Origin of the sequence: Nocardia sp. GP40 (assembly GCF_050434125.1) — a bacterium.
Classification (GTDB): Bacteria; Actinomycetota; Actinomycetes; order Mycobacteriales; family Mycobacteriaceae; genus Nocardia; species Nocardia albiluteola.
This window is the reverse complement of the sequence record NZ_JBNPVW010000011.1, coordinates 292062-313406: the sequence shown is the minus strand read 5'-3', so window position 1 is coordinate 313406 and position 21345 is coordinate 292062. Positions and strand designations below refer to the sequence as shown.

At 69.5% G+C, this 21345-nt stretch carries 19 protein-coding genes; 12 read left to right on the top strand and 7 right to left on the bottom strand.

What is annotated here, in order from left to right:
- Positions 1–2: 2 nt before the first annotated feature.
- On the bottom strand, positions 3–881 hold the full coding sequence (locus ABH933_RS30700) for an alpha/beta hydrolase (protein WP_429422068.1): 879 nt from the start codon (positions 879–881) through the stop codon (positions 3–5).
- A gap of 107 nt (positions 882–988) precedes the next feature.
- Here ABH933_RS30700 and ABH933_RS30695 point away from each other — a divergent pair, with 107 nt between their 5' ends.
- On the top strand, positions 989–2938 hold the full coding sequence (locus ABH933_RS30695; protein ID WP_429422070.1) for an AfsR/SARP family transcriptional regulator: 1950 nt from the start codon (positions 989–991) through the stop codon (positions 2936–2938).
- 34 nt (positions 2939–2972) lie between these two features.
- Here ABH933_RS30695 and ABH933_RS30690 read toward each other — a convergent pair whose 3' ends face one another.
- On the bottom strand, positions 2973–3701 hold the full coding sequence (locus ABH933_RS30690; RefSeq protein WP_429422072.1) for a TetR/AcrR family transcriptional regulator: 729 nt from the start codon (positions 3699–3701) through the stop codon (positions 2973–2975).
- Positions 3702–3855: 154 nt separating this feature from the next.
- On the opposite strand from ABH933_RS30690, the gene ABH933_RS30685 reads away from it, so the two are divergent.
- The 3 genes from ABH933_RS30685 (at position 3856) to mctP (ending at position 7618) form a co-directional block, all read left to right on the top strand.
- A complete protein-coding gene (locus ABH933_RS30685; RefSeq protein WP_429422074.1) occupies positions 3856–5379 on the top strand; it encodes an MFS transporter in 1524 nt (507 codons plus the stop codon).
- A gap of 437 nt (positions 5380–5816) precedes the next feature.
- A complete protein-coding gene (locus ABH933_RS30680) occupies positions 5817–6032 on the top strand; it encodes a DUF3311 domain-containing protein (protein WP_215922449.1) in 216 nt (71 codons plus the stop codon).
- A complete protein-coding gene (gene mctP, locus ABH933_RS30675) occupies positions 6029–7618 on the top strand; it encodes a monocarboxylate uptake permease MctP (RefSeq protein ID WP_429422077.1) in 1590 nt (529 codons plus the stop codon). The genes ABH933_RS30680 and mctP overlap by 4 nt, the downstream gene beginning before the upstream one ends.
- Before the next feature lie 61 nt (positions 7619–7679).
- On the opposite strand, the gene ABH933_RS30670 is transcribed toward mctP, so the two are convergent.
- Both ABH933_RS30670 and ABH933_RS30665 read right to left on the bottom strand, forming a co-directional pair.
- Entirely contained in the window at positions 7680–8576 is an 897-nt protein-coding gene (locus tag ABH933_RS30670; RefSeq protein ID WP_429422079.1) for a TIGR03619 family F420-dependent LLM class oxidoreductase, read from the bottom strand.
- A gap of 98 nt (positions 8577–8674) precedes the next feature.
- Positions 8675–9721: a maleylpyruvate isomerase family mycothiol-dependent enzyme gene (locus ABH933_RS30665; protein WP_429422081.1), complete on the bottom strand. Its 1047-nt coding sequence runs from the start codon at positions 9719–9721 to the stop codon at positions 8675–8677.
- A gap of 281 nt (positions 9722–10002) precedes the next feature.
- Between ABH933_RS30665 and ABH933_RS30660 the strand changes: the two genes are divergently transcribed.
- Positions 10003–11181, top strand: coding sequence for an MFS transporter (locus tag ABH933_RS30660; protein ID WP_429422083.1), 1179 nt, complete (start codon positions 10003–10005; stop codon positions 11179–11181).
- Between the two features lie 84 nt (positions 11182–11265).
- Here ABH933_RS30660 and ABH933_RS30655 read toward each other — a convergent pair whose 3' ends face one another.
- On the bottom strand, positions 11266–12192 hold the full coding sequence (locus tag ABH933_RS30655; RefSeq protein ID WP_429422085.1) for a serine/threonine dehydratase: 927 nt from the start codon (positions 12190–12192) through the stop codon (positions 11266–11268).
- A gap of 80 nt (positions 12193–12272) precedes the next feature.
- Between ABH933_RS30655 and ABH933_RS30650 the strand changes: the two genes are divergently transcribed.
- The gene (locus ABH933_RS30650; protein WP_429422087.1) at positions 12273–13199 is read left to right on the top strand and encodes a LysR family transcriptional regulator; all 927 of its coding nucleotides are present in this window, start codon (positions 12273–12275) and stop codon (positions 13197–13199) included.
- 122 nt (positions 13200–13321) lie between these two features.
- Here the strand turns inward: ABH933_RS30650 and ABH933_RS30645 are convergent, their stop codons facing one another.
- A complete protein-coding gene (locus ABH933_RS30645) occupies positions 13322–14566 on the bottom strand; it encodes a cytochrome P450 (RefSeq protein WP_429422089.1) in 1245 nt (414 codons plus the stop codon).
- Between the two features lie 101 nt (positions 14567–14667).
- Between ABH933_RS30645 and ABH933_RS30640 the strand changes: the two genes are divergently transcribed.
- The 3 genes from ABH933_RS30640 to ABH933_RS30630 all read left to right on the top strand — a co-directional run bounded on the left by ABH933_RS30640 (position 14668) and on the right by ABH933_RS30630 (position 16799).
- A complete protein-coding gene (locus tag ABH933_RS30640; RefSeq protein WP_429422091.1) occupies positions 14668–15309 on the top strand; it encodes a TetR/AcrR family transcriptional regulator in 642 nt (213 codons plus the stop codon).
- 171 nt (positions 15310–15480) lie between these two features.
- On the top strand, positions 15481–16248 hold the full coding sequence (locus ABH933_RS30635; protein ID WP_429422093.1) for a pirin family protein: 768 nt from the start codon (positions 15481–15483) through the stop codon (positions 16246–16248).
- A 59-nt stretch (positions 16249–16307) separates the two neighbouring features.
- Entirely contained in the window at positions 16308–16799 is a 492-nt protein-coding gene (locus ABH933_RS30630; protein WP_429422579.1) for a VOC family protein, read from the top strand.
- 46 nt (positions 16800–16845) lie between these two features.
- Here ABH933_RS30630 and ABH933_RS30625 read toward each other — a convergent pair whose 3' ends face one another.
- Positions 16846–17493: a TetR/AcrR family transcriptional regulator gene (locus ABH933_RS30625; protein ID WP_429422095.1), complete on the bottom strand. Its 648-nt coding sequence runs from the start codon at positions 17491–17493 to the stop codon at positions 16846–16848.
- Between the two features lie 223 nt (positions 17494–17716).
- Here ABH933_RS30625 and ABH933_RS30620 point away from each other — a divergent pair, with 223 nt between their 5' ends.
- The 3 genes from ABH933_RS30620 (at position 17717) to ABH933_RS30610 (ending at position 21264) form a co-directional block, all read left to right on the top strand.
- Positions 17717–18520: an SDR family NAD(P)-dependent oxidoreductase gene (locus tag ABH933_RS30620; protein WP_429422097.1), complete on the top strand. Its 804-nt coding sequence runs from the start codon at positions 17717–17719 to the stop codon at positions 18518–18520.
- 63 nt (positions 18521–18583) lie between these two features.
- Complete coding sequence (locus tag ABH933_RS30615) at positions 18584–19711, top strand: DUF5938 domain-containing protein (protein WP_215922435.1); 1128 nt, start codon at positions 18584–18586, stop codon at positions 19709–19711.
- A gap of 8 nt (positions 19712–19719) precedes the next feature.
- Entirely contained in the window at positions 19720–21264 is a 1545-nt protein-coding gene (locus ABH933_RS30610; protein ID WP_429422099.1) for an acyl-CoA synthetase, read from the top strand.
- Positions 21265–21345 lie beyond the last annotated feature (81 nt).

Genomic DNA, 21345 nt, shown 5'->3' with positions numbered 1-21345 from the left:
CGTCACCACGTCGTCAGCTCCAGGATCAGCCCCGCGATGTCCGCCGGAGCCTCCTCGGCCATGAAATGGCCTGCGCAGGTGGTGAAGTGCCGCAGGTCGGTGGTCCACGGCCGCCAGATCGCGGTGGCGTCGAATCCTAGCGCGCTGCCCCAATCCTGCTGCACGACCGTCACCGGCATCGTGAGCCGGGTGCCGGCGTCCAGGTCGGCCCGGTCGTGCTCGATGTCGATCGTCGCGGTGGCCCGATAGTCCGCGACGATCGAGGGCACCGCAGTGCGGCAGGCGCGCAGGTATTCGGCGCGCACGTCGGCGGGGATCGCGTCGGGGGTCGCGGACCAGGCGTCGAGGAAGTGGCCGAAGAACGCGTCGGCGCTGTGCGCGATCATCTGCTCGGGCAGGCCGGGCGGCTGGGCCATCAGGTACAGATGGAAGGCGACCGCGGCATCGAGGCCGTGCAGGACGTTCCAGATGTCCAGGGTCGGGACGATGTCCAGGATGCCCAGGTGGCTGATCCGCCCGGGGTGGTCCAGGCCGGCCCGGAAGGCGACGTGCGCGCCGCGGTCGTGCCCGACCAGCGCGAACCGGTCGAATCCGAGCACATCGGCCAGCGCGACGATGTCCGCGGCCATGGTTCGCTTGGAGTAGGTGTCCGGGGTGGTCGCGCCCGGCTTGCTGCTGGCGCCGTAGCCGCGCAGGTCGGGGCAGATCACGGTGTGGCGCTCGGCGAGGAGGGGAGCGACGTGCCGCCACATCAGGTGGGTCTGGGGGAATCCGTGCAGCAGCACCAGGGCCGGTCCGTCCCCGCCGATCGCCGTGTGCAGTTCGACGTCGGCGGCCACGCCGATCGACCTGGTTTCGAATCGTGGGATGGTGATGCTCACCGTTGTCTCCTTCTTCCGAACGCGCGAATATCCGTCCGGAAGAGGTTCGGTGAGCCGGATCAGCAACCGATTAGCGATGCCGGTCCGCGACCGACGACAATGCGGACATGGAGATCCTCGTCAAGGTGCTCGGGCCGATCGAGGTCACGGACGCCGAGGGTCGCCCCGTGGCGGTGGGCAGCCGGCGTCGCCGCGAGTTGCTGGGGCGGCTTGTCGCGGCCGGCGGCCGGGCCGTCCCGCTGGAGGCGCTGGTCGACGACCTCTGGGGGAGTGCCCCTCCGCCTGCGGCGTCCGGCGCGATCCGCACCTTCGTCGCCGAGTTGCGCCGCGCCCTCGAGCCCGACCGGCGGCCGCGAGCGCGATCGCAGGCCATCGAGACCGTCGGAACCGGATACGCCCTGCGGATTCCGCGGGCCGGAATCGACGTCTGCCGTTTCGAGGATACTCTTGCGGCACTGCGCAATTCGTCCAGTGGGGAGGTCGCCGAGGGGCTGGGCGATGCGCTTTCCCGGTGGCGGGGCGAGCCGTACGAGGACCTGGATGCCGCGCGCTGGGTCACGGCCGAGCGCGCCCGCCTGAGCGAACTCCACGGTCGAGCCGTCGAACTGCGCGCCCGCGCCGTGCTCGACCTCGGCGGCGGCGCGGCCCTCATTGCCGAGTTGGAGGCGTACGCGAGCGCGCATCCGTGGCGAGAGCACGCGTGGGTCCTGCTCTCTCATGCCCTCTATCAGGCCGGTCGTCAGGTCGATGCGGTGGACTCGCTGCGTGGTGCGCGAGCCGCGCTGCTGGATCGATTCGGACTGGAGTCGGCGGACGGTCTCGATCATCTCGAACGTGACATCCTCGGGCACGCGGCGCATCTCACGCCCGCACCGCGGGACGAGGACCGGTTGCGCCTGCTCTCTCGCACGGAGGCGACGGGGATCTACACCCGGCTGCGTTCGATGAGCACCGTCGCCGGGGCCGCCGCGATCACCGGCGGCACCAATCTCGTTCTCGCTCAGCAACAGCGGGCCGCGGCCGTCGCGGAGGCCGAACGGGCCGGGGATCCGGTCCTGACCGCCCGCGTGATCGCGGCGTATGCGGTCCCGACGATCTGGACGCGCTCCGACGATCTCGAACGATCGGACGCGCTGGTCGCGACCGCACGGCGCACCCTGCGGCGGATCGGGCCAGACGTCTCGCCCGCGTTGCGCGCGCGCCTGCTGGCGACCATCGGGCTCGAGCATCGCGGCACCCGGGACCGCTGGGCCGCCGAGGCGGCGATCGAGGCCGAGCGCCTGGCCCGGGATCTCCACGATCCCGCCGTGCTGGTGCTCGCGCTCAACGCCCGCTTCGTGCAATCGTTCCAGCGTCCGGGCGGCACCGGCGAACGAGACGCCATCGCCCGCGAGCTCATCGATGTCGCTGCGCGGCACGACATCACGACCTTCGAGATCCTCGGCCACCTGATCGGCATCCAGGTCTGCGCGGCCCGGGGCGACACCGAGACGGCCGCCCAGCACGCGGCGGCCGCCGAGGGGCTGGCGCTGGCTCATGAGAGCCCGGCGGTGCACGTACTCACCGCCGCATTCCGGGTGATGTGCCTGGCGCGGAGAGCGAATGACCCCGCCGAGGTCGTGCACGCCTATCGCGCCCTGGCGGCCGACCTCACCGCCGCGGGCATGCCCGGACTCGAGGCCGGAATACTCCCGCTCGCCCTGCTGTCGATCGGTATCCGTCACAAGCTTTCCGCACCAACGGATCCCGTCCTGGACTGGGGTCCCTACCGGCCCTGGGCGCAGCCTTTACTGGACCTCGCCCGCGGCGACCTCCCCGCGGCCCGCCGCGCAGCCGCGGTCCTGCCGACGCCGCCCGCCGACCACCTGTACGACGCGCTCTGGGCGATCAACGCGCACACCGCGATTCTGCTAGGGGACGATTCGCTCGCCGTTCGAACACGTGACGCCCTCACTCCGTTGCGTGGCGAAATCGCCGGTGGCACAACCGCCCTACTCAGCTTCGGCCCCGTCGACGACATCCTGGCGACCCTCGACCGGTGGCTCGAGCGACGATAGGAGCGCATCCCCCAGGAGGTTTCGCTCGTCGTGCTCAGTGGGCGCGTTGCTCCAGTCCGTCCAGGATCAGCTCCAGCTGGGTCTCGAAACCGCTGGCGCGTTCGGTGGCGGCGTCGGTGTCGCGGAATGCGCTGTAGCGCTTGTGCATTCGGGGGTAGGGGGTCGAGGCGGATTCGGCCGCGCGCATCAGCTGGTCCAGCCACTGCTGTTCGCCCATGCCCGAGCGGGCGACGGTGGTCAACATGGCGGCCTCGGTGGTACTGGCGCCCACGACGTAGGAGAACATCGCGTTGGAGGCCAGATCGGCGTCGGTCTCGGAGAAGCCCGCGGTCTCCAGGATGGCCAGGATCGCCTCGGACAGGCGCATCATGTTGGGGCCCAGGTAGACCAGCCCAGCGGTGGACAGCACGGTGCTGATCCACGGATGCCGCAGGATCGTCGCGCGCACGTTGCCGAGGAGTTCGGTCGCGGCCGCGCGCCACCGGACGGGATCCGGTGCGGGCAGCTCGATTTCGCCGAGCACCTGGTCCACGACGAGCTCGAGCAGCTCCTCCTTGTTGGCGACGTGGGTGTAGAGCGAGGTGGCGCCGGCGCCGAGCCGGGCGCCGAGCTTGCGCATGCTCAGCGCCTCGAATCCGTCGGCATCGAGCAGCGCGACCGACTCGGCGACGATCTGGTCGCGACTCAGTGCGGGTAGATCGCGGCGCCCGCGTTCCGGGCGGGCCCAGACCGATGGGATCGCGCGGGGCTTCACTGCGGCCACGGTGGCCTCCTTCCCTTGTCCGGACCGAGCATACGCCCGATCCGAACACTGTGCGTAGCCCCGAACGGTGTACCTCTTGCACACAGTGTGCGATTGGCCGTACAGTGTTCGTCATACCGCACAGTGTGCGGAACGCTTCTCGAAGGAGTCCCCGATGCAAACGCTCGACTCGACCGCCGCGGCGGTCACCCGCAATCCGCGCCGCTGGCTGGTCCTGGCGGTGCTGTGCCTCAGCTCCCTGGTGCTGGTGATCGACAACATGGTGCTGACCGTGGCGATCCCGCAGATCTCGACCAGCCTGCACGCCGGTGCGCAGCAGATTCAGTGGGTCATCGACGCCTACCTGCTGGTGTTCGCGGGCCTGCTGCTCACCTCGGGCAGCCTTTCCGACCGGTTCGGCCGTCGGCTGGTGATGATCATCGGCCTGGTCCTGTTCGGTGCGGCCTCACTGCTGGCCGCGTACGCGAGCAGCCCGGATCTGCTCATCGCGAGCCGGGCCGCGATGGCCGTGGGTGGGGTGCTGATCCTGCCCAGTACGTTGTCCATCCTGATCACGGTGTTCGACGAGCAGGAGCGTCCGAAGGCGATCTCCGCCTGGACCGCGGTGTCCGTGCTCGGCATGGTGGGCGGTCCCGCGCTGGGCGGCGTGCTGCTGGCGCACTTCTGGTGGGGCGCGGTCTTCGTGCTGAACGTGCCGATCGCCGTGGTCGCGATCGTGGCGGCACTGGTGTTCATGCCCGAGTCCAAGGGCCCGGCCCGGCCGCTGGACGTGCCCGGCATGGTGACCTCGATCGTGGGCGTGACCGCGCTGGTGTGGACGATCATCGGGGTGCCGCAGTACGGCTGGACCGGTGCGCAGACCCTGAGCGCGGCGGCCGTGGCCGTGATCGCGTTGGGTGCCTTCGCGGTTCGCGAGCTCACCACCGACGTGCCGATGATTCCGCTGCACCTGTTCCGCAACCGCACCTTCACCGGATCCAGCTTCTCCCTGGTGCTGGCCTCGTTCGCCAATGCCGGTCTGGCCCTGGTGCTGACGCAGTACCTGCAGTTCGTGCTCGGCTACACCCCGATGCGCACCGCCCTGGCCTTCACCCCGCTGGCGATCGCGGCGCTGGTCTGCAACGGCGCCGGCGCGGCACTGGTGAACAAGTTCGGCGCCCGGGCGATGGCGGTGATCGGGCTGGCGGTCGTCGCGGTGGGCTTCGCGGTGCTGGCCGTGCTGTCGGCGGGCTCCGGCTTCTGGCTCCCCGCCCTGGCCATGGCGCTGATCGGCGCCGGTGCCGGGCTGGCCATGCCCGCCGCGGTGGGTGCGCTGATGAGCGCGGTGCCCGCCGAGCACGCCGGTGTCGGTTCCGCGCTGAACGACACCATCCAGCAGACCGGCGGCGCGCTGGGCGTGGCCGTGCTGGGCGCGGTCCTGGCCGGCACCTACACCGGCGCGATGCCGCACTCGGCTCCCGCCGCCGCCCGCCAGTCGATCGCGGGCGCCGTGGGCAACGTCAACGTGTTCGGCCTGGCGCGGGACGCCTTCGTCACGGCCATGCACGTCACCTTCGGTGTCGGCGCGGTGTGCTCGCTGGCCGCGGCGGTGGTCGCCTTCTTCCTTATGCGCGGCACCGGCACTGTTGCGGCGCAGGAGGACTCGGCGCAGGAGGAGGAACTGGTCCGCACCCACTGAGCGACGCGACCGGCCGGGCGGCGGGTGCATCACACGATGCGCCCGCCGCCTTCGTTGTGTGCGGACCCGGGCGGGAACCGGCTGCGGGCCGCCATCTCTCGCTCGGCTGTCACATCGCCCCGCTCCCCGGTAGTGTTCCGCCGTAGGTTGCCGGGCGCAAAGGATTACCCACGATGGACGACGAATACACCTGGCGTCGAGCGGATGCCGCCGATATCCGCGGGGACGGTCGCGTCCGGCTGCGGCACGCTCCACGCCCTCTGCGCGGCCACATCCGCTGACCGTTTCGGGCACGTCACCTGCGCCTCCGGAGCGGATCCTGCGGACACCCGGTGACGCCGGAGCGCGCCCACAATGCCCATCATGTCCGAATTCGAAACCACTCGCTGCGTGAACGCAGTAAGGTTGCCGCCGAATCTGATCGCTGAAGGAGCCCCGTGGCCACACAACCCGACCGCTCCGACCGAACACCATGGAACTGGCTGCTCCTGGTACCGGTCGTCGTGCCCCTGCTGACCTTCCTGTTCAACTTCGACAAGCCCCGGATCGCGGGCTTCCCGATGTTCTACTGGCTCCAGATGCTGTTCATCCTGCTGTCCGTGGCCAGCACGACGATCGTGTACTGGGTGGGTAAGAAGCGGAGCGGCAAGTGAACGTCACCGAACTGGTCATCTTCGTCATCCTGTTCCTCGTGGTGACCGTCGTCGGCTTCCTGGCCGCGCGCTGGCGCCGCCCCGCCACCATGGACCACCTCGACGAATGGGGTCTGGGCGGACGCAGCTTCGGCACCTGGGTCACCTGGTTCCTGGTCGGCGGCGACCTCTACACCGCCTACACCTTCGTCGCGGTGCCCGCGCTGGTATTCGGCGCGGGGGCGATCGGCTTCTATGCCCTGCCCTACACCGTGATCCTGTATCCGATGGTGTATCTGGTGGTGATCCGGCTCTGGTCGGTGTCGCACGTGAACGGCTTCGTCACCCCCGCCGACTTCGTGCGCGCCCGGTTCGGATCCCCGACCCTGGCGCTGGTGGTGGCGCTGGCCGGCATCGTCGCGACGATGCCGTATATCGCGTTGCAGCTCACCGGTATTCAGGCGGTGCTGGCCTCGATCGGCCTGCACGGCGACTGGCCGCTGATCGTGGCGTTCGCGATCCTGGCCGCGTACACGTATCAGTCCGGGCTGCGGGCGCCGGCGCTCATCGCCTTCGTCAAGGATCTGCTGATCTACGCGGTGATCATCGTCGCGGTGATCTACGTGCCCACTCGCCTCGGCGGCTGGGGGCACATCTTCGACGTCTCGCAGGCGAAGTTCACCAAGGCGCACACCGGCGGTATCACCCTGCACGGGTCGGACCAGTTGCAGTACGCCACACTGGCTCTCGGCTCGGCCCTGGCGCTGTTCCTCTACCCGCACAGCATCACCGGCGCCCTGGCCAGCAAGAACCGCGGGGTGATCAAGCGGAACATGTCCGCGCTGCCCGCCTACAGCTTCCTGCTCGCCCTGCTGGCGATGCTGGGGTACGCCGCGATCGCGGCCGGCGTCAAACCGCTGGTCGAGAACGGAAAGGCCAACAGCAGCACCATCGTTCCGGAGCTGTTCCAGCATCTGTTCCCGAGCTGGTTCACCGGCATCGCGTTCGCGGCGATCGGGATCGGCGCGCTGGTGCCCGCGGCGATCATGTCCATCGCGGCGGCAAACCTGTTCACCCGCAACATCTACAAGGAGTACTTCCGCCGCAACGCCACCCCGGCGGAGGAGGCCAGGGTCAGCAAGGCGGCCTCGCTGGTGGTGAAACTCGGTGCACTGGTAGCGATCCTGGCCCTGAATCCGCAGTTCTCGATCAACCTGCAACTCATCGGCGGCGCCATCGTGCTGCAGACGCTGCCGCCGGTGGCGCTGGGCCTGTTCACCCGCTGGTTCCATCGGGTCGGGCTGGTCGCCGGCGTGCTCGCGGGCCTGGTCGCGGCGCTGTGGATGCTGTGGGTGACCCCGAATCCCGCTGTGCACCAGAAGCATTTCGGCGGTTCGGCGTACGCGCTCTCGCACCTGGGCTTCGTCACCAAGGCCACGGTCTATCCGGGGCTGCTCGCGCTGGTGGTGAATCTCGTTGTGGCGGTGGTCGTCACGCTGATCGTGCGGGCCGCCAAGGTGTCCGACGGCACCGACAGCACGCAGGCCGACGATTACTTCTTCGACGTGACCGAGCCCAGTGAGCCCGAGGTCGAAGTAGCGGCCTGACGCCGCGTTCCGCAGCCCGGGACGACCGTCGATCGGCAGTCGTCCCGGGCCGGAGTCCGGTTCAGGCGAGGAGTTTCAGGAGTTGGAGCGCCACCTCCAGCGTGCCGTCGACGGAATCGGCGAGGTGCAGCGGGTCGATGAACAGGTCGTCGAACCCGGTCTCGTCGACGAGCCGCCGGACGGCGTCCGCGATCACCTGCGGCGTGCTGCCCGCCGCCGCATTCACGCGGACGATCGTGGCGATGGCGCCGGGGTCGCGCCCGGCTCGCTCCGCGCTCTCGTCGATGGCCCGGCGCTGCCGCAGCAGTCCGGCGGGCTGCTCGGGCGGGCCCGGGACCATCAGCACGGGCAGCCAGCCGTCGGCGCGGCGCCCGATCCGGGCGATACCTGCGGCGCTGAAGGCGCCCAGGTGAATCGGCGGGTGGGGGCGCTGCACAGTCGCCAGTTCGGTGTGGTGGTCCGGCACCGTGACCCAGGCGCCCCGGTACTCGGCTCGGTCCGCGCCCCAGATCGCCTGCAGCGCATCGAGGGTCTCGTCGAACCGGGCGCCGCGGTGGCTGAACGGGATTCCGGCGGCGGCGTATTCCTCGGGGGACCAGCCGATCCCGAGCCCGGGGACGAGCCGCCCGGCGCTGACGACATCCAGGGTGGTCAGCATCCGCGCCAGGATCGCCGGGGGATACAGCGGGGCGATGAGCACGTTGGTGCCCAGCCGGACTCGTTCGGTGACCCCGGCGGCCACGGCGAGCACGGCGAAGGGGTCCAGCACCGCGTTGAACTGTGCCGGGATGGTGGGCCTGCCGCCGTAGCCGACGCTGGGATTCACCGCCGCCAGCAGCCGATCGCCGACCCAGAGGCTATCCGCGCCCGCCTGTTCCAACTCCCGGGCGAATCGGGCGATGTGGGCGCCGCCGCTGGCCTGACCTCCGTATTGCGGTAGCGAGAATCCGACCTTCATTGCGTTCCCTTCGAGTCGACGCCGAACCGATTTTCGACATTAGCGCACCGTTCCCCGCTCGCCTCCGGCGTGGCCGGTGCATGAAAGCCGGTCCCGACTCAGGACTCCGCGAATGCCGGTGCCGCCGCGATGATCTCGCGGGCGAGCGCCGAATCACCCTCGACGGCATAGGAAATGGTGCCGGGGTCGAGCCTGCCGCCGGAGAGCAGGCAGAAGTCGATCACATCCATCGTGATCCGGGCATCCGGCTGGGCGGGCGGGTGCGGGCCGAGGGCAACGGTCCACCGGTCACCGCCCGGTCCGGACAGGATCACCTCCACGGTGGCGCCGGGCCGCTGCCCGAATGCCCGCGGCAACATGCGAACGCCCAGGCCCGCCATCGCGTTCAGGTGCCGGGGCTGCGGGGTGGGGGCGGCCGCGCCGGACGTGTCGGCGACGTCGACTGCGTGCACCCAGGTTTCGAAGGCGCGGCGGGCCATTGTGTCGGGCAGTGGCAGCGGCACCGGCATATCGATGATCGTGCCCGGCGGAATCGTAGGCAGCGTCAGGCAGATTCGCGCGGCCTGGGCGAACCAGCGCGCCCGGATGAGATCGGGGGTCGGCGAGGTGTCCGCCGCGAGTACGGATTCGGTCCTGATCAGCGGGTCCGCGGCGGATGCGGCCTCCCCGGGGAGCACCGGGTCCAGGCCGAGCCGCTGCGCGAGCAGGCTGTCCACGGCCGACAGACGGCTGATCAGATTGCCGACGGTCCAGTCGGGGGCGTGGTTGCTCCAGCGATATCGCACCGGGCGCTGCCATTCGGACTCCGGGACCGTGTCCAGCAGTGTATTCAGGGCCAGCACCTGCGCCGCGTAGGGGCACCACGCGGAGGCGTCGCGCAACACCTGAAGCCAGTGTTCGGTGGTCGTGTCGTGATGCCACTGCCGGAATTCGCTGAGCAGCCGGTCGCGGGCCGGGGCGCCGAGCTGTGGCTGCTCCGGGGTGCCCAGGGCGCCGATCAGCCGGGTCGTCTCCCGCATCCGGGCCAGGTGGGTTTCGCAGTCCGCACAGCCGGCCAGGTGCTCGACGAATCGCATCTCGGTGACCTCGTCCAGTGCGCCGTCCAGGAATTCCGAGGCCAGCTCGGCGAATTCCGCGCAGTCCATGACGTGGCCCTTCCGATGACAGGCCGGGCGGTAGGTGCATCGGCCCGATACATCCCACCTTATCGTCGCGGGCGCGCCCGAGTGCGCGGCGGACGCGGTGGTCGCAGAGCTGGACCCAGCGGAGCAACGCCGTTGTGCCCACGCCACTCCCGGCTCCACCCGGGTGGTGCCGCCGACCGTAACGGTGCTGGGTCCGGTCATCGCGCCGGTGGATATCAATACCCGAAGCCCTTGCCGGACAACGATTGCCAATTGATGGTAACGATCGTTACTATCCGAGGATGATCGAACGCTCGAAGGTTCCTCTGATCCGGCTCTGGCTGGCGGTGCTGGCCGGTTATCTGGCCCTCGGCGCCACCATTCAGGAGATGCCTGCCTTCGTGGTACACCGATTCGGCGGCGGGCCCGTCCTCAGCGCCGGCGCCGTGGGCATCGCATTCCTGGCCACCGCGCTGGGGCGCCCGTTCGCCGGCGCCGCCGCGGACAACGGCCGGGCGCGGACGGTGGTGATCCTCGGGGGGATCCTGACCGCGCTCGGTGGCATCGGGCACCTGGTGGCGCCCGCCCCCGCCGCGCTGCTGGCGTCCCGACTGGTGATGGGAGCCGGAGAGGCCGCCCTGTTCTCCGGGGCGCTGCCGTGGGTGCTTTCGGGTGCGGACCCCGGGCAGCGCGGACGCGTGGCCGGATGGTTCGGGCTGTCGATGTGGGGCGGGCTGTCGGTGGGGCCGGTGCTGGCCGCGCTGGTGGACCCGGCGGCGGGGTATCGCGGCGTCTGGTGGATGGTGACGGCGCTGGCACTGTTCTCCGCCGCGCTCACGATCGCGACCCCGCGTCAGGCCGACCGCCCCGGCACCGCCGTACCGTGGCGGCCGGCGGAGGTGATGCCCGCCGGAATCGGGTTGCCCGGCATGGTTTTCGGGCTCTCGGCCTACGGGTACGGCACCGTCTCCGCGCTGGCGGTACTGTATTTGCGCAGCTTCCACGGCGGCGGCCAGGCCGCGGCCCTGCCCCTGTTCGCGGTGGCGTTCGTGACGACGCGGTTCGCGGGCAGCCCGCTGGTCGATCGGGTGGGTGGCGTGCGGGTGGCGATCTGGTCGCTGAGTGTCGAGGCCGCGGGCCTGCTGCTCGCGGGTCTGCTGCGCACCGAACCGGCGATCCTGATCGGCGCGACGCTGACCGGCGCCGGGCTGGCGCTGATGTACCCGGCGACGGTAGCGGTCACCTTGCGGCGCATCCGCACTCCGCGCCCCGGCGCCGCGGTAGGGGCGGTCACCTCCTCGTGGGATATGGGCATTCTCGCGGCCGGTCCGATAGGTGGCGTGCTGGCCGTCACCGCGGGCTACCGCGCGGCGTTCGTGCTGGCCGCCGCGCTGGGAATCGCCGCCGCGGCGATCGCGGGAACCCTGCTGCGCAGGCCCGTTCGGCGTGCGGCGAGCCCGGATCGGGTCGAGATCGGTTAGGCGTACCTCCGCATTCGCTCCGGCCATGCGCGGGTTTCGGACGGCTTCGCCGACGGCGCCCATCAGGGCCGTGGGGGAGTGGGCTCAGGCGGCCGTCCAGTCCGCATTCGCGCCGCAGACGATCAGGCACGGCAGTTCTCCGGGCACCAGCCCGGCGAGCCATGCGGCGAACGGAATCGCGGCGGCGGGTTCGACCGCGATCCGGCATTCCTCCCACAGTCGGTCGCGGGCCCGCAGGATCTGCTCGTCGTCGACCAGCTGGGAGGACACCGCGTGGGAGGTCAGGACATCGAATGGCACCCGGCCGACCCGGCTGGCTCCCGTCGCGGACGCGGCGACGGAGCGCACCTCGGAATCCGTCGGGTGGCCCGCGGCGAGCGCGTCGTGCAGGCAGCAGCAGTGCTCGGGTTCTATCGCGACGACGCGGCGGTCCCCGGCGGCCAGGGCCGTTCCGGCGGCCAGCCCACCGCCGCCGGCGGCCACGGCGATCGTGTCGACCTCCGGTGCGTCGGTGACGATCTCGGCCGTCACCGTGCCCTGTCCGGCGACAACGGCCGGATCGTCGAAGGGGTGCACCATCCGGTGCCCCGGCCGCGCGGCGACCTCCGATGCGACCGCCGCGGCCTCGGCGAAGGTGGCGCCGTGCCGGATCAGTTTCGCGCCCGCGGCCTCGATGCGCCGCGCCTTCGCGTCCGGAACAGACTGGGGCACATAGATTGTCGCGGGCAGGTCGAGCAGCGACGCCGCGGTCGCGACCGCGAGGCCGTGGTTGCCGCCGGACGCGGCGATCACCCGATCCTCCCGCGCGCCGGACAGCAGCGCGTTGACCGCGCCGCGCAGTTTGAACGAGCCGCTGCGCTGGAGGTATTCGAGCTTCAGCAGCACCCGCCGGCCGTCGATCTCCAGCTCGAACACGGGGGTTCGGCGAATGTACGGGCGGATCCGCTCGGCGGCCGCGTGGACGTCGGTGACCGACAGTGCGGGGGTGGGACTGGTGGTTGGGCTCGGCATGACCTTCATGCTTCGCGCGCCGCCCCATTAGCACAAGCAACGATCAATAAGCTGACATTAGCAACGCTTAATATGAGTGCATGGTGCGAGAGCTCGATGTGAACCGCCTACGGGTGCTGATGGAGGTGGCCCACGCCAGGTCCATTGCCGAGGCCGCGCGCACCCTGTCCTTCACGCCCTCGGCGCTGTCGCAACAGATCGCCAAACTCGAGGCCGAGCTGGGAACCCGTCTGCTGGAACGTCATCCGACCGGTGTCACCCCGACACCGGTCGGTGCGGTGCTGGTGGAACACGCGGAACGCGTGATCGGCGAGCTCCGCCAGGCGCGGACCGCGCTCGATGCCGCACTGGCGATGCAGCCGCAGCGGCTCGCGCTCGGATCCTTCTCCACTGCCACGCAGCTGCTGGTGCCCGCGGCGCTGGCGGCGCTGCAATCCCGGCATCCGCGCGCGGAGCTGTCGCTCGTCGACATCGAGCCGCCCGACGGCTACGGGCTGGTGACGTCCGGCGACCTCGACGTGTTGATCACCCATCGCTACCCGGGCGTGGCGCAGGTCCCGCATCCGGGGCTCGAGCGGCGGGTGTTGCTCGAGGACCCACTCCGGCTGGCGGTGCCTGCGGATCATCGCCTGGCGCGCAAGGCCGCTCCGCGCGGACTGGACCTCACCCGCCTCTCGGACGAGACGTGGATCTCCGGCGCGCCGGGCATCCCGAACAGGACGTGTCTGGAAACCCTTGCGCGCCAGGCCGATATCGCACCGCGCGTCGCCTACGAGTCCGCCGATTACCACGTCATCCTGGCGCTGGTCGACGCGGGGCTGGGGATCGCGCTCGTCCCGCAGAGCATTCTCGCCGCGGCCGACGGCCGCCGCGTCGCGGTTCACGGCCTGCGGGGGTACCGGCCCGCCCGCGAGATCAGCATTGTCCATCGCCGAAGGCCGACAGCGCTTGTGCGGGAACTGATTACGGACCTGCACACCGCGGCGACGGGCGTCGGTGAGCGCTGAGGGGGCATGACGCCGAGCGGCGTTGTTCTGCGCGCCAGGGGTGGTCATGGTTCGATCTGCGTTGTAGCGCAGGCGGTTCCGGGTAACTTTCTGCAGACGACTATCCGAGGATCGGTTGCGGCTCACAGGGTTATCTGGATGGCCTCCGGCCCGCGCAGGTTGATGTGGGGCCGGTAGGGCGGCGGATCCGAGTGCAGGCGTGGAGATTCCACGCGCTGTGCGAATCGGGTGAGCGCGACGATCGCCTCGCGGCGGGCCAGGGGCGCACCGAGGCAGAAATGCGCGCCGAGGCCGAATGCCAGATGCCGGTTCTCCCGGGTGGGGTCGAAGCGGTCGGGGTCGGAGAAGACCACTGGGTCGCGATGCGCGGCGGCGATCAGCATGATGACGATGTCGCCGTGGTCGATGCGGGTGCCGCCGATATCCAGATCGTCGGCGGCGATGCGGGGGATCAGCTGGACCGGTGGGTCGTAGCGCAGGGTCTCCTCGACGATGCCGGCCGCGGATCCGGGATCGGCGCGCAGCGCGGCGAGGTGCCGCGGGTCGCGCAGGAGTGCCAGGACCGCGTTGGCGATGAGATTGACGGTGGTCTCGTGTCCGGCGGTCAGCAGCAGGGCGCAGGTCGAGATCAACTCGCCATGGGTCAGCGTGTCGCCGGCCTCCTCGGCGGCGATCAACTCCGAGAGCAGGTCCGGGCCGGGGTGCGCACGCCGGACGTCGATGAGCTCTTCGAAGTAGGCGTACATGTCGTCGGCGGCGCGGCGTAGCTCGTCCGGATCGGCGCGGAACTGCGGCAGCGAGCGCGAGGTCGGGTCGAGGCAGCGCGAGACGATGCGCGACCAGTGCCCGAGGCGTTGTTCGTCGGCCAGCGGCACGCCGAGTAGTTCGCAGATGACCGTCACCGGCAGTGGGTAGGCGAGGTCGGCGACGGCGTCGAAGCCGCCGGCGGTGAGCGCGGAATCCAGTAGTGTGTCGACGATTTCGGTGATCCGTGGCTCGAGCCGGGCCACGACGCGGGGCGTGAACGCCTTGGACACCAGCCGGCGTAGCCGGGTGTGGTCCGGGGGATCGAGGAACAGAAACGACGGCACCGCCTCGTCCGTCCGGTCGTCGGAGCCCGCGCGATAGACGGGCATCGTCGCCAGCCGCGCCGTGGACAGCGTCCGGTCGACGCCGGCGGCCGGATGGCGCAGCATCGCGGCGCAGTCGGCATAGCCGGAGAGCACCACGATCGGCGCGCCGGCCACGCGGAACGGTCCGCCGTCGCGAATCCGCGCGTACACCGGGTACGGGTCCGCACGCACCGCGGGGTCGATGAGGCGCAGGTACGCGGCCGCGCCGGAGTGCTCGTCGGTCGGGGTTGTCACCGGGGAAACCTCCAAAAGCTACAGGTAGTGAAGCTTCACTTACCGAAGCTACGGTAGCTGTAGGATGGGCAAACCGCCAGAGGCTGCGAAAGGGAGATTCCGTGACCGAACCCGCGAGCAGGCGCAATCGTCCGTACGCGCCGCGGCGGTCGCCCGAGCAGCGCCGCGAGCACGTGCTCGACGCCACCCTGCGCGTCATCGTCGACCAGGGCATTCACAAGGTGTCCATCGACACGGTCGCCCGCGCGGCCGGGGTTACCCGCCCGGTCGTCTACAGCGTGTTCGCCGATTCCGACGAGCTGCTGCGCGCCTCGCTGGCCCGCGAGGAGGAGCGGGGCCTGGCTCAGGTGGCGGCGCTGTTGCCGCTGCGCCCCGGCGACCCGGCCGCCGCGATCGTCGAATTCCTCACCGGCTTCCTGGGCGCGGTCACGGCCGAACCCGACCGCTGGCGCGCCGCCTTCCTCCTGGTCGACAGCAGTAATCCGACCTTCCGCCGGCACCTGGAGCGCCTGCGTGCCGCCCTGGTCGGCGTCCTGGAGGATTTCGTCCGCGCCACCACCACCGACCGCGACGTCGAGATGACCGCCCGCGCGCTGCACGCCTTCATTTGGGATGCCGGCAGGCTCACCCTCGCCGAACCGGAAGCCTTTCCCCCCGAACGCATTTCGAGGTTCGCCGCGGACATGATCGCGGATCTTCCGCTCCGCCGGCCAGTGCGGGCGGGCGACGCCGAAGGGGCCTGATCGAACGGGATCGCCTGGGCTGGTCGACCTCGTCCCCAATCTCGACGACGCCCGCGCCCCGCTGGTTCCGCTGCTCTGAAGGCCGAGTGGGAATAGAATAGCCCGGCCGCCAGTTGGTGGACATGGAAACCAAATAGGTTCCCCGGAACCCTCAAGGAGGGCACTCACACCATGAGCACCATCCAACTGACCCCCGAGATCGATGTCCGCCGCGCCGAGGACCGGATGAAGTCCCGCTTCGACTGGCTGGATTCCAAGCACTCGTTCTCCTTCGGCCAGCACTACGACCCGTCCAACACCCATCACGGGCTGCTGTTGGTCAACAATGACGACATCGTGGATCCCGGAACGGGTTTCGAGACCCATCCGCATCGCGACATGGAGATCGTCACCTGGGTGCTACAGGGCTCGCTGGTGCACCAGGATTCGACCGGCCACAACGGCGTCATCTACCCCGGCCTGGCCCAGCGCATGAGCGCCGGAACCGGCATCCTGCACTCGGAGAAGAACGACTCCTGGCGGCTGCAGGGGGAGGAGCACCGCGATCCCGTGCACTTCGTCCAGATGTGGGTCGTGCCCGACGAGCCGGGCATCACGCCGGGCTACGAGCAGCTGGAGATCGAATCCGAGCTGCTGGCAGGCGGATTGGTGCCGGTCGCGTCCGGAATGCCCGAGCACGATGGCAACGCCGCCATCCGGATCCGGAACAAGTACGCGGCCCTGCACGCCGCGCGGCTCGCGCCGGGCCAGTCGGTGCAACTGCCGGAGGCTCCGTTCCTGCACCTGTTCGTGCCCCGCGGCACCGTGCAGCTCGAGGGTGCGGGTGAGTTGCGCGCCGGCGACGCGGTGCGGTTCACCGCGACCGGCGGCCAGCAGGTGACAGCGACGGAACCGGCCGAAATCCTGGTGTGGGAAATGCACGCCACCGTCCGGTTGTGACCTCGGCGCGTGTCGATGACCGCCACCATGGATATACCCGCAACTCCCGGGAGGCCGATATGACCTACACCTCCGATGCGCCCGCGGACCGGCAGCGCCTGCGCGAGGCCTACCTGCGCCCGCCCGCCGAGCGCGGTGGCTCGACCGCCCGCGGCCTGCATCACACGGCGCTGATCAGCAGCGACGTGGAGCGAACAATCCGGTTCTATCAGGATCTGCTCGGGTTTCCGCTCACCGAGCTGATCGAGAACCGCGACTACGCCGGGTCCTCGCACTTCTTCTTCGACATCGGCAACGGCAATCTGCTCGCGTTCTTCGATTTCCCGGGCCTGGACGTCGGGCCCTACGCCGAGGTGCTGGGCGGGCTGCACCACCTGGCGATCTCGATGGAACCCTCGCGCTGGCAAGAGGTTCTGGGGCGCCTGGACGCGGCGGGCGTGGCGTACGAGACGCACAGCCAGGTCTCCGCGTACCTCCGCGATCCCGACGGGGCCCGGATCGAGTTGATCGCCGACCGGCTCGGCGAGATGTACGGCCACACGGTGCTGTAGAACCGGGATCGTCCGGATTGCGCTGGTGCGCAACGGGTTTAGCTGGCTAAGCGCCGGTCGGCCCCGCGGGGGCGGTGAGCGATGCGAAGACCGCATCCAGCTGATCGTGGGCCTGGTCGATTTCCGTTGCGCGCCCGGCAAAGTGGTGCAGCAGTGCCCGCTGGAAGATGCCGTCGATGGTCACGTAGACCGTGGCGGACGTCCATGCGGGCTCGGCGCCCGAGAGTTCGCAGTAGCGCGAGACCACCCGCCAGATCATCTCCTCGCGGCGCGACTCGATGTCCAGCACGTCGTCGCGGAAGGAGTCGTCGAACAGGCTCTGGTTGCGCAAGTCGTACCAGAGCCGATGAACCGCGGCGTCGGCCTTCAGCGTGCCGAAATACATTGCGGCGAAATCGGTGTGGAGCTGCTGCGCGCTCTGCGCCGCGGCGACGACCTCGTCGTACCGGGTGACGCAGACGGCCTCGTACTGGCGCACGGCGTGGGCGATCAGGTCCAGCTTGTCGGTGAAGTAGTAGTGCAGCACCCCGTGCGAGTACTCGGAGTTCTGTGCGATCTCGCGCAGGCTCGTGCGGGCGTAACCGAGCTCGGCCAGCGTGTGCAGGGTCGCCCTGGCCAGCTCGGTTCGGCGCGCCTGGAACTTGTCGCGGGCGCGCTCTTCCACGCGGGCTTTGGGGTCGGCGACCTGAGTCACGTTATGTCCTGTCGGCCGGGTCACGTCATAGCTGTCCTGATGAGTGTAGCGGTGCGTGTTTCGCGCTCTTTTGACAAGTGTCCAGAGAAGTCTTGACGACTGTCAAGAAAAGTCTTGACGACTGTCAAGATTTCCACCTACTGTGGCCTGGAACACATCGCATGGCGGTTGTGTCCCACATCGCACTCGCGGATTTCTCCACACTCGACGAAGAGGTATCGACATGACTAGTGACAACCTGGCCGGACGTACCGCGCTGGTGACCGGCGGGGCCCAGGGTCTGGGAGCGGGCATGGCGCAGGCGCTGGCGGCGGCGGGCGCCTCGGTGGCGATCGGCGATGTCAACGTCGAGGGCGGCCAGATGGCCGTCGAGAATCTCCGGCAGACCGGTGTCAAGGCCGAGTTCGTCGCCTTCGACGTCACCGACGACGCCGCCTGGGAGGCCGCGGTCGCCACGACGGTGCAGGCTCTGGGCGGGCTGGACATCGTCGTCAACAACGCGGGCATCGAGGTCACCGATCTGCTGGTCGATCTCGACCCCGTCGCGGCCACGAAGATGCTGGAGGTCAACCTTCTCGGTACGGCCCTGGGCATCAAGCACGCGTTTCGCGCCATGCGCCCGGGCGGCGCGGCCGGAAACGGCGGAGCCATTGTCAACATCGCGTCGGTCGCGGCGACCATCGCCTTCCCCGGCATCAGCATGTACTCCGCGACCAAGTCCGGCATCGACCGTCTGACCAGGGTCGCGGCGGCCGAATCCGGCAGGCTCGGGTACGGGGTGCGGGTCAATTGCATCTACCCGGCGCTGACTCCGACCGCCATGGGTAACAAGCTCGCCGTCGACTGCGCCGAGCTCGGCCTGTTTCCCTCTCCCGAGGCCGCCGCTCAGGCGGTCGCCGAGCTGACCCCACTCGGCCGCCTCGGCCAGATCGACGACATGGCCGATGCCGTCGTCTTCCTCGCCTCGGACGCGGCGAAATTCATCACCGGCGCGGGCCTGCCCGTCGACGGCGGCATGGGCATGTAGCCAGCCAGTTCCCATACATCACAACAGCTTTCACCGATACCCGACCTATCGAGGAGTTCAGTCATGCCCACCGACAAGCGCGTCGTCGTCTACGGGGCCTCCGGCTACACCGGCCGCCTCATCTGTGAGTACCTGCGCGAGTACAATATTCCGTTCCTGGCCGCCGGCCGCGACCACGGGCGCGTCAAGGCCGCGATCGATGCCGTACCGGGCATCGACACCGTCGACCACGAGATCGCCGAGGTCGAGCACACCGCCGCCGCGCTGACCGAGGCGTTCCGCGGGGCGAGTGTCGTGCTCAACACCGTCGGGCCCTTCGCCCGCTACGGTCACGAGGTGGTGCGGGCCTGCCTGGAGATCGGGGCCCACTACACCGACACCAACGGCGAGCAGAACTGGATGATCGAGGCGGAAGCCGCGTACAGCGCCGAATTCATCTCGCGCGGACTGCTTCTCACGCCCGGCCTGGCGCAGATGTACTCGATCGGCGAGATCGCCGCGAACATCTGCCTCGAGACTCCGGGGCTGGATACCCTCGACATCGAGGTGTTCTGGAAGGGGCATCCCACCGTCGCCTCGACCAACACCATCCTCACCAACGCGGCCTTCGCCAAGGCGTACTACCTCGAACAGAACGAATATGTCGAGTGGCCGCCCGAGGAGGGGCTGTACACGGTCAGCGTGCCGGGCCAGCACGAACTGGGCCTGGCGCTGCCCTGGGGCGGCACCTCGCATCCGGTGTGGTTCAAGAACGATCCGCGCGTCGCCAATGTCCGGGCGCTGGGCGGGGTGTTCAATCGTCCACTGATGCAGGGAGTTCCGGTGCTGGTGGCCGCGGCGCTGCAGCAGATGGAGGGCAAGTCCGAGCAGGAGAAGTACCGCATCATCGACGAGCAGTCGGCGGCCATCCGCAGCGAGATGCCTCCGCGGGAGAATCCCCGGGTCAATACCTCGCTGGATTCGGTCTACGCCTCCGGTCCACTCGGACGCGCGCACTGTGTGATTCACGGTAACTGCAACTACAAGCAGACCGCGCTGCTCAACGCGCACGCCGCCGCCGCACTGGTGCAGGGCCCGCCGCGGCGCACCGGATTCGCCTCCAGCTGCCAGGCTTTCGGGTACCGCGAACTGCTCGGGACGCTGCGCTCGTTCGGCCTTGTGCTGGATCCGATTGTCTCCGTTCACCGCTGAGGCCGACGATGCGTCTCGCGGATTATCTCGACAAGGGCGCCTCGCTCGGCCGCGAGGCGCCCTGCCTCACCACCGGTGGCGTGAGCGCCAGCTACGGCGAGGTTCAGGACCGATCCGTCCGCATCGCCGGTGCACTCCAGCACACGGGCGTTGCCGCGGGGGATCGGGTGGCGGTGCTGTCGGCCAACGACCCGCTCGCACTCACCTGCGTCTTCGGCATCTCGCGGGCGGGTGCGGTGTGGTGCCCGGTCAATCCCCGCAACGAGGCCGGGGAGAACCGGGAACTGTTCGCGCTCTTCGGTTGTCGGCTGCTGTTCTTCCAGGAGAAGTTCGCCGGGCTGGTCGACCGGATCCGTGGTGAGCTTCCGCAGTTGCAGTGGCTCGTCTGCCTCGACGGTGACGTCGAGTGGGCGACCCGGTTCGACGACTGGCTTGCCGCGCACGGGGGCGAACCCGACGAGTCGCGCCGGCCCGACGGCGGCCTGTGCATGCTGGCGGGCACCGGAGGTACCACCGGGCGGCCGAAGGGCGTGCGGCTCACCGAGGACAACATGATGACCGCGACCGCCCTGGCCCTGATGAGCTATCCGTTCGGCGAGCGGCCCAGGTATCTCGCGCTCGCGCCGCTGACCCATTCGGCGGGCGTGCTGACCTTCCCGATCCTGAGCCTCGGCGGTGAGGTCGTGATCATGTCGGCGCCCGACATCGGCGAGTTCCTCGCGTTGATCGAGCGGCATCGCATCACGCACGCGTTCCTGCCGCCGACGGTCATCTACGGTGTCCTGGACCATCCGGATCTCGACCGCCGCGACCTCCGTTCGCTGCGATGCCTCTGGTACGGGGCGGCCCCGATGTCGCCGACCCGGCTCGAGGAGGCGCTGCATCGGATCGGGCCCGTGCTCGGCCAGCTGTTCGGCCAGACCGAGGCACCCAACATGATCGCCACCCTCGCACCGGCCGACCATTTCCGCCCGGACGGTTCGATCGCGACCGAGCGGCTGACCTCGGCGGGCCGGCCGACGCCACTGACCACGGTGGCCATCATGGACGGCAAGGGCGCCCTGCTGCCCCGGGGCGAGCGCGGCGAGATCGTCGTGCGCGGCCCGCTGGTGATGGACGGCTATCACGAAAACCCCGAGGCGACAGCGGAAGTCGGTGCCTTCGGGTGGCATCACACCGGTGATATCGGATATCTGGACGACGAGGGGCTGCTGTTCGTCGTCGACCGCGCGAAGGACATGATCATCACCGGCGGGTTCAACGTGTACTCGGCGGAGGTGGAGCAGGCCCTGCTCGCCCATCCCGCGGTCAAGGATTCGGCGGTCGTCGGGCTCCCCGATCCCAAGTGGGGCGAACGTGTAACGGCCGCTGTCGAACTGCGCGCCGGCCACGAGATCGCGAGCGCGGACATCATCGCCTTCGTCAAGGAGCGAATCGGAAGTGTGAAGGCGCCCAAGGACATCGAGATTTGGTCCGAACTTCCGCGCTCCAAGGTGGGCAAGATCCTGAAGAAGGAGGTTCGCGCGACGATGCTGGAGGCGCGGACGAGCTGAACCGGGTCGTCGCACCTTGTGTGTATCAAGGATTCGGCAAGTGGCGTCGGGAAGGCAGGCGAACGCGCTTGATCGCCATCA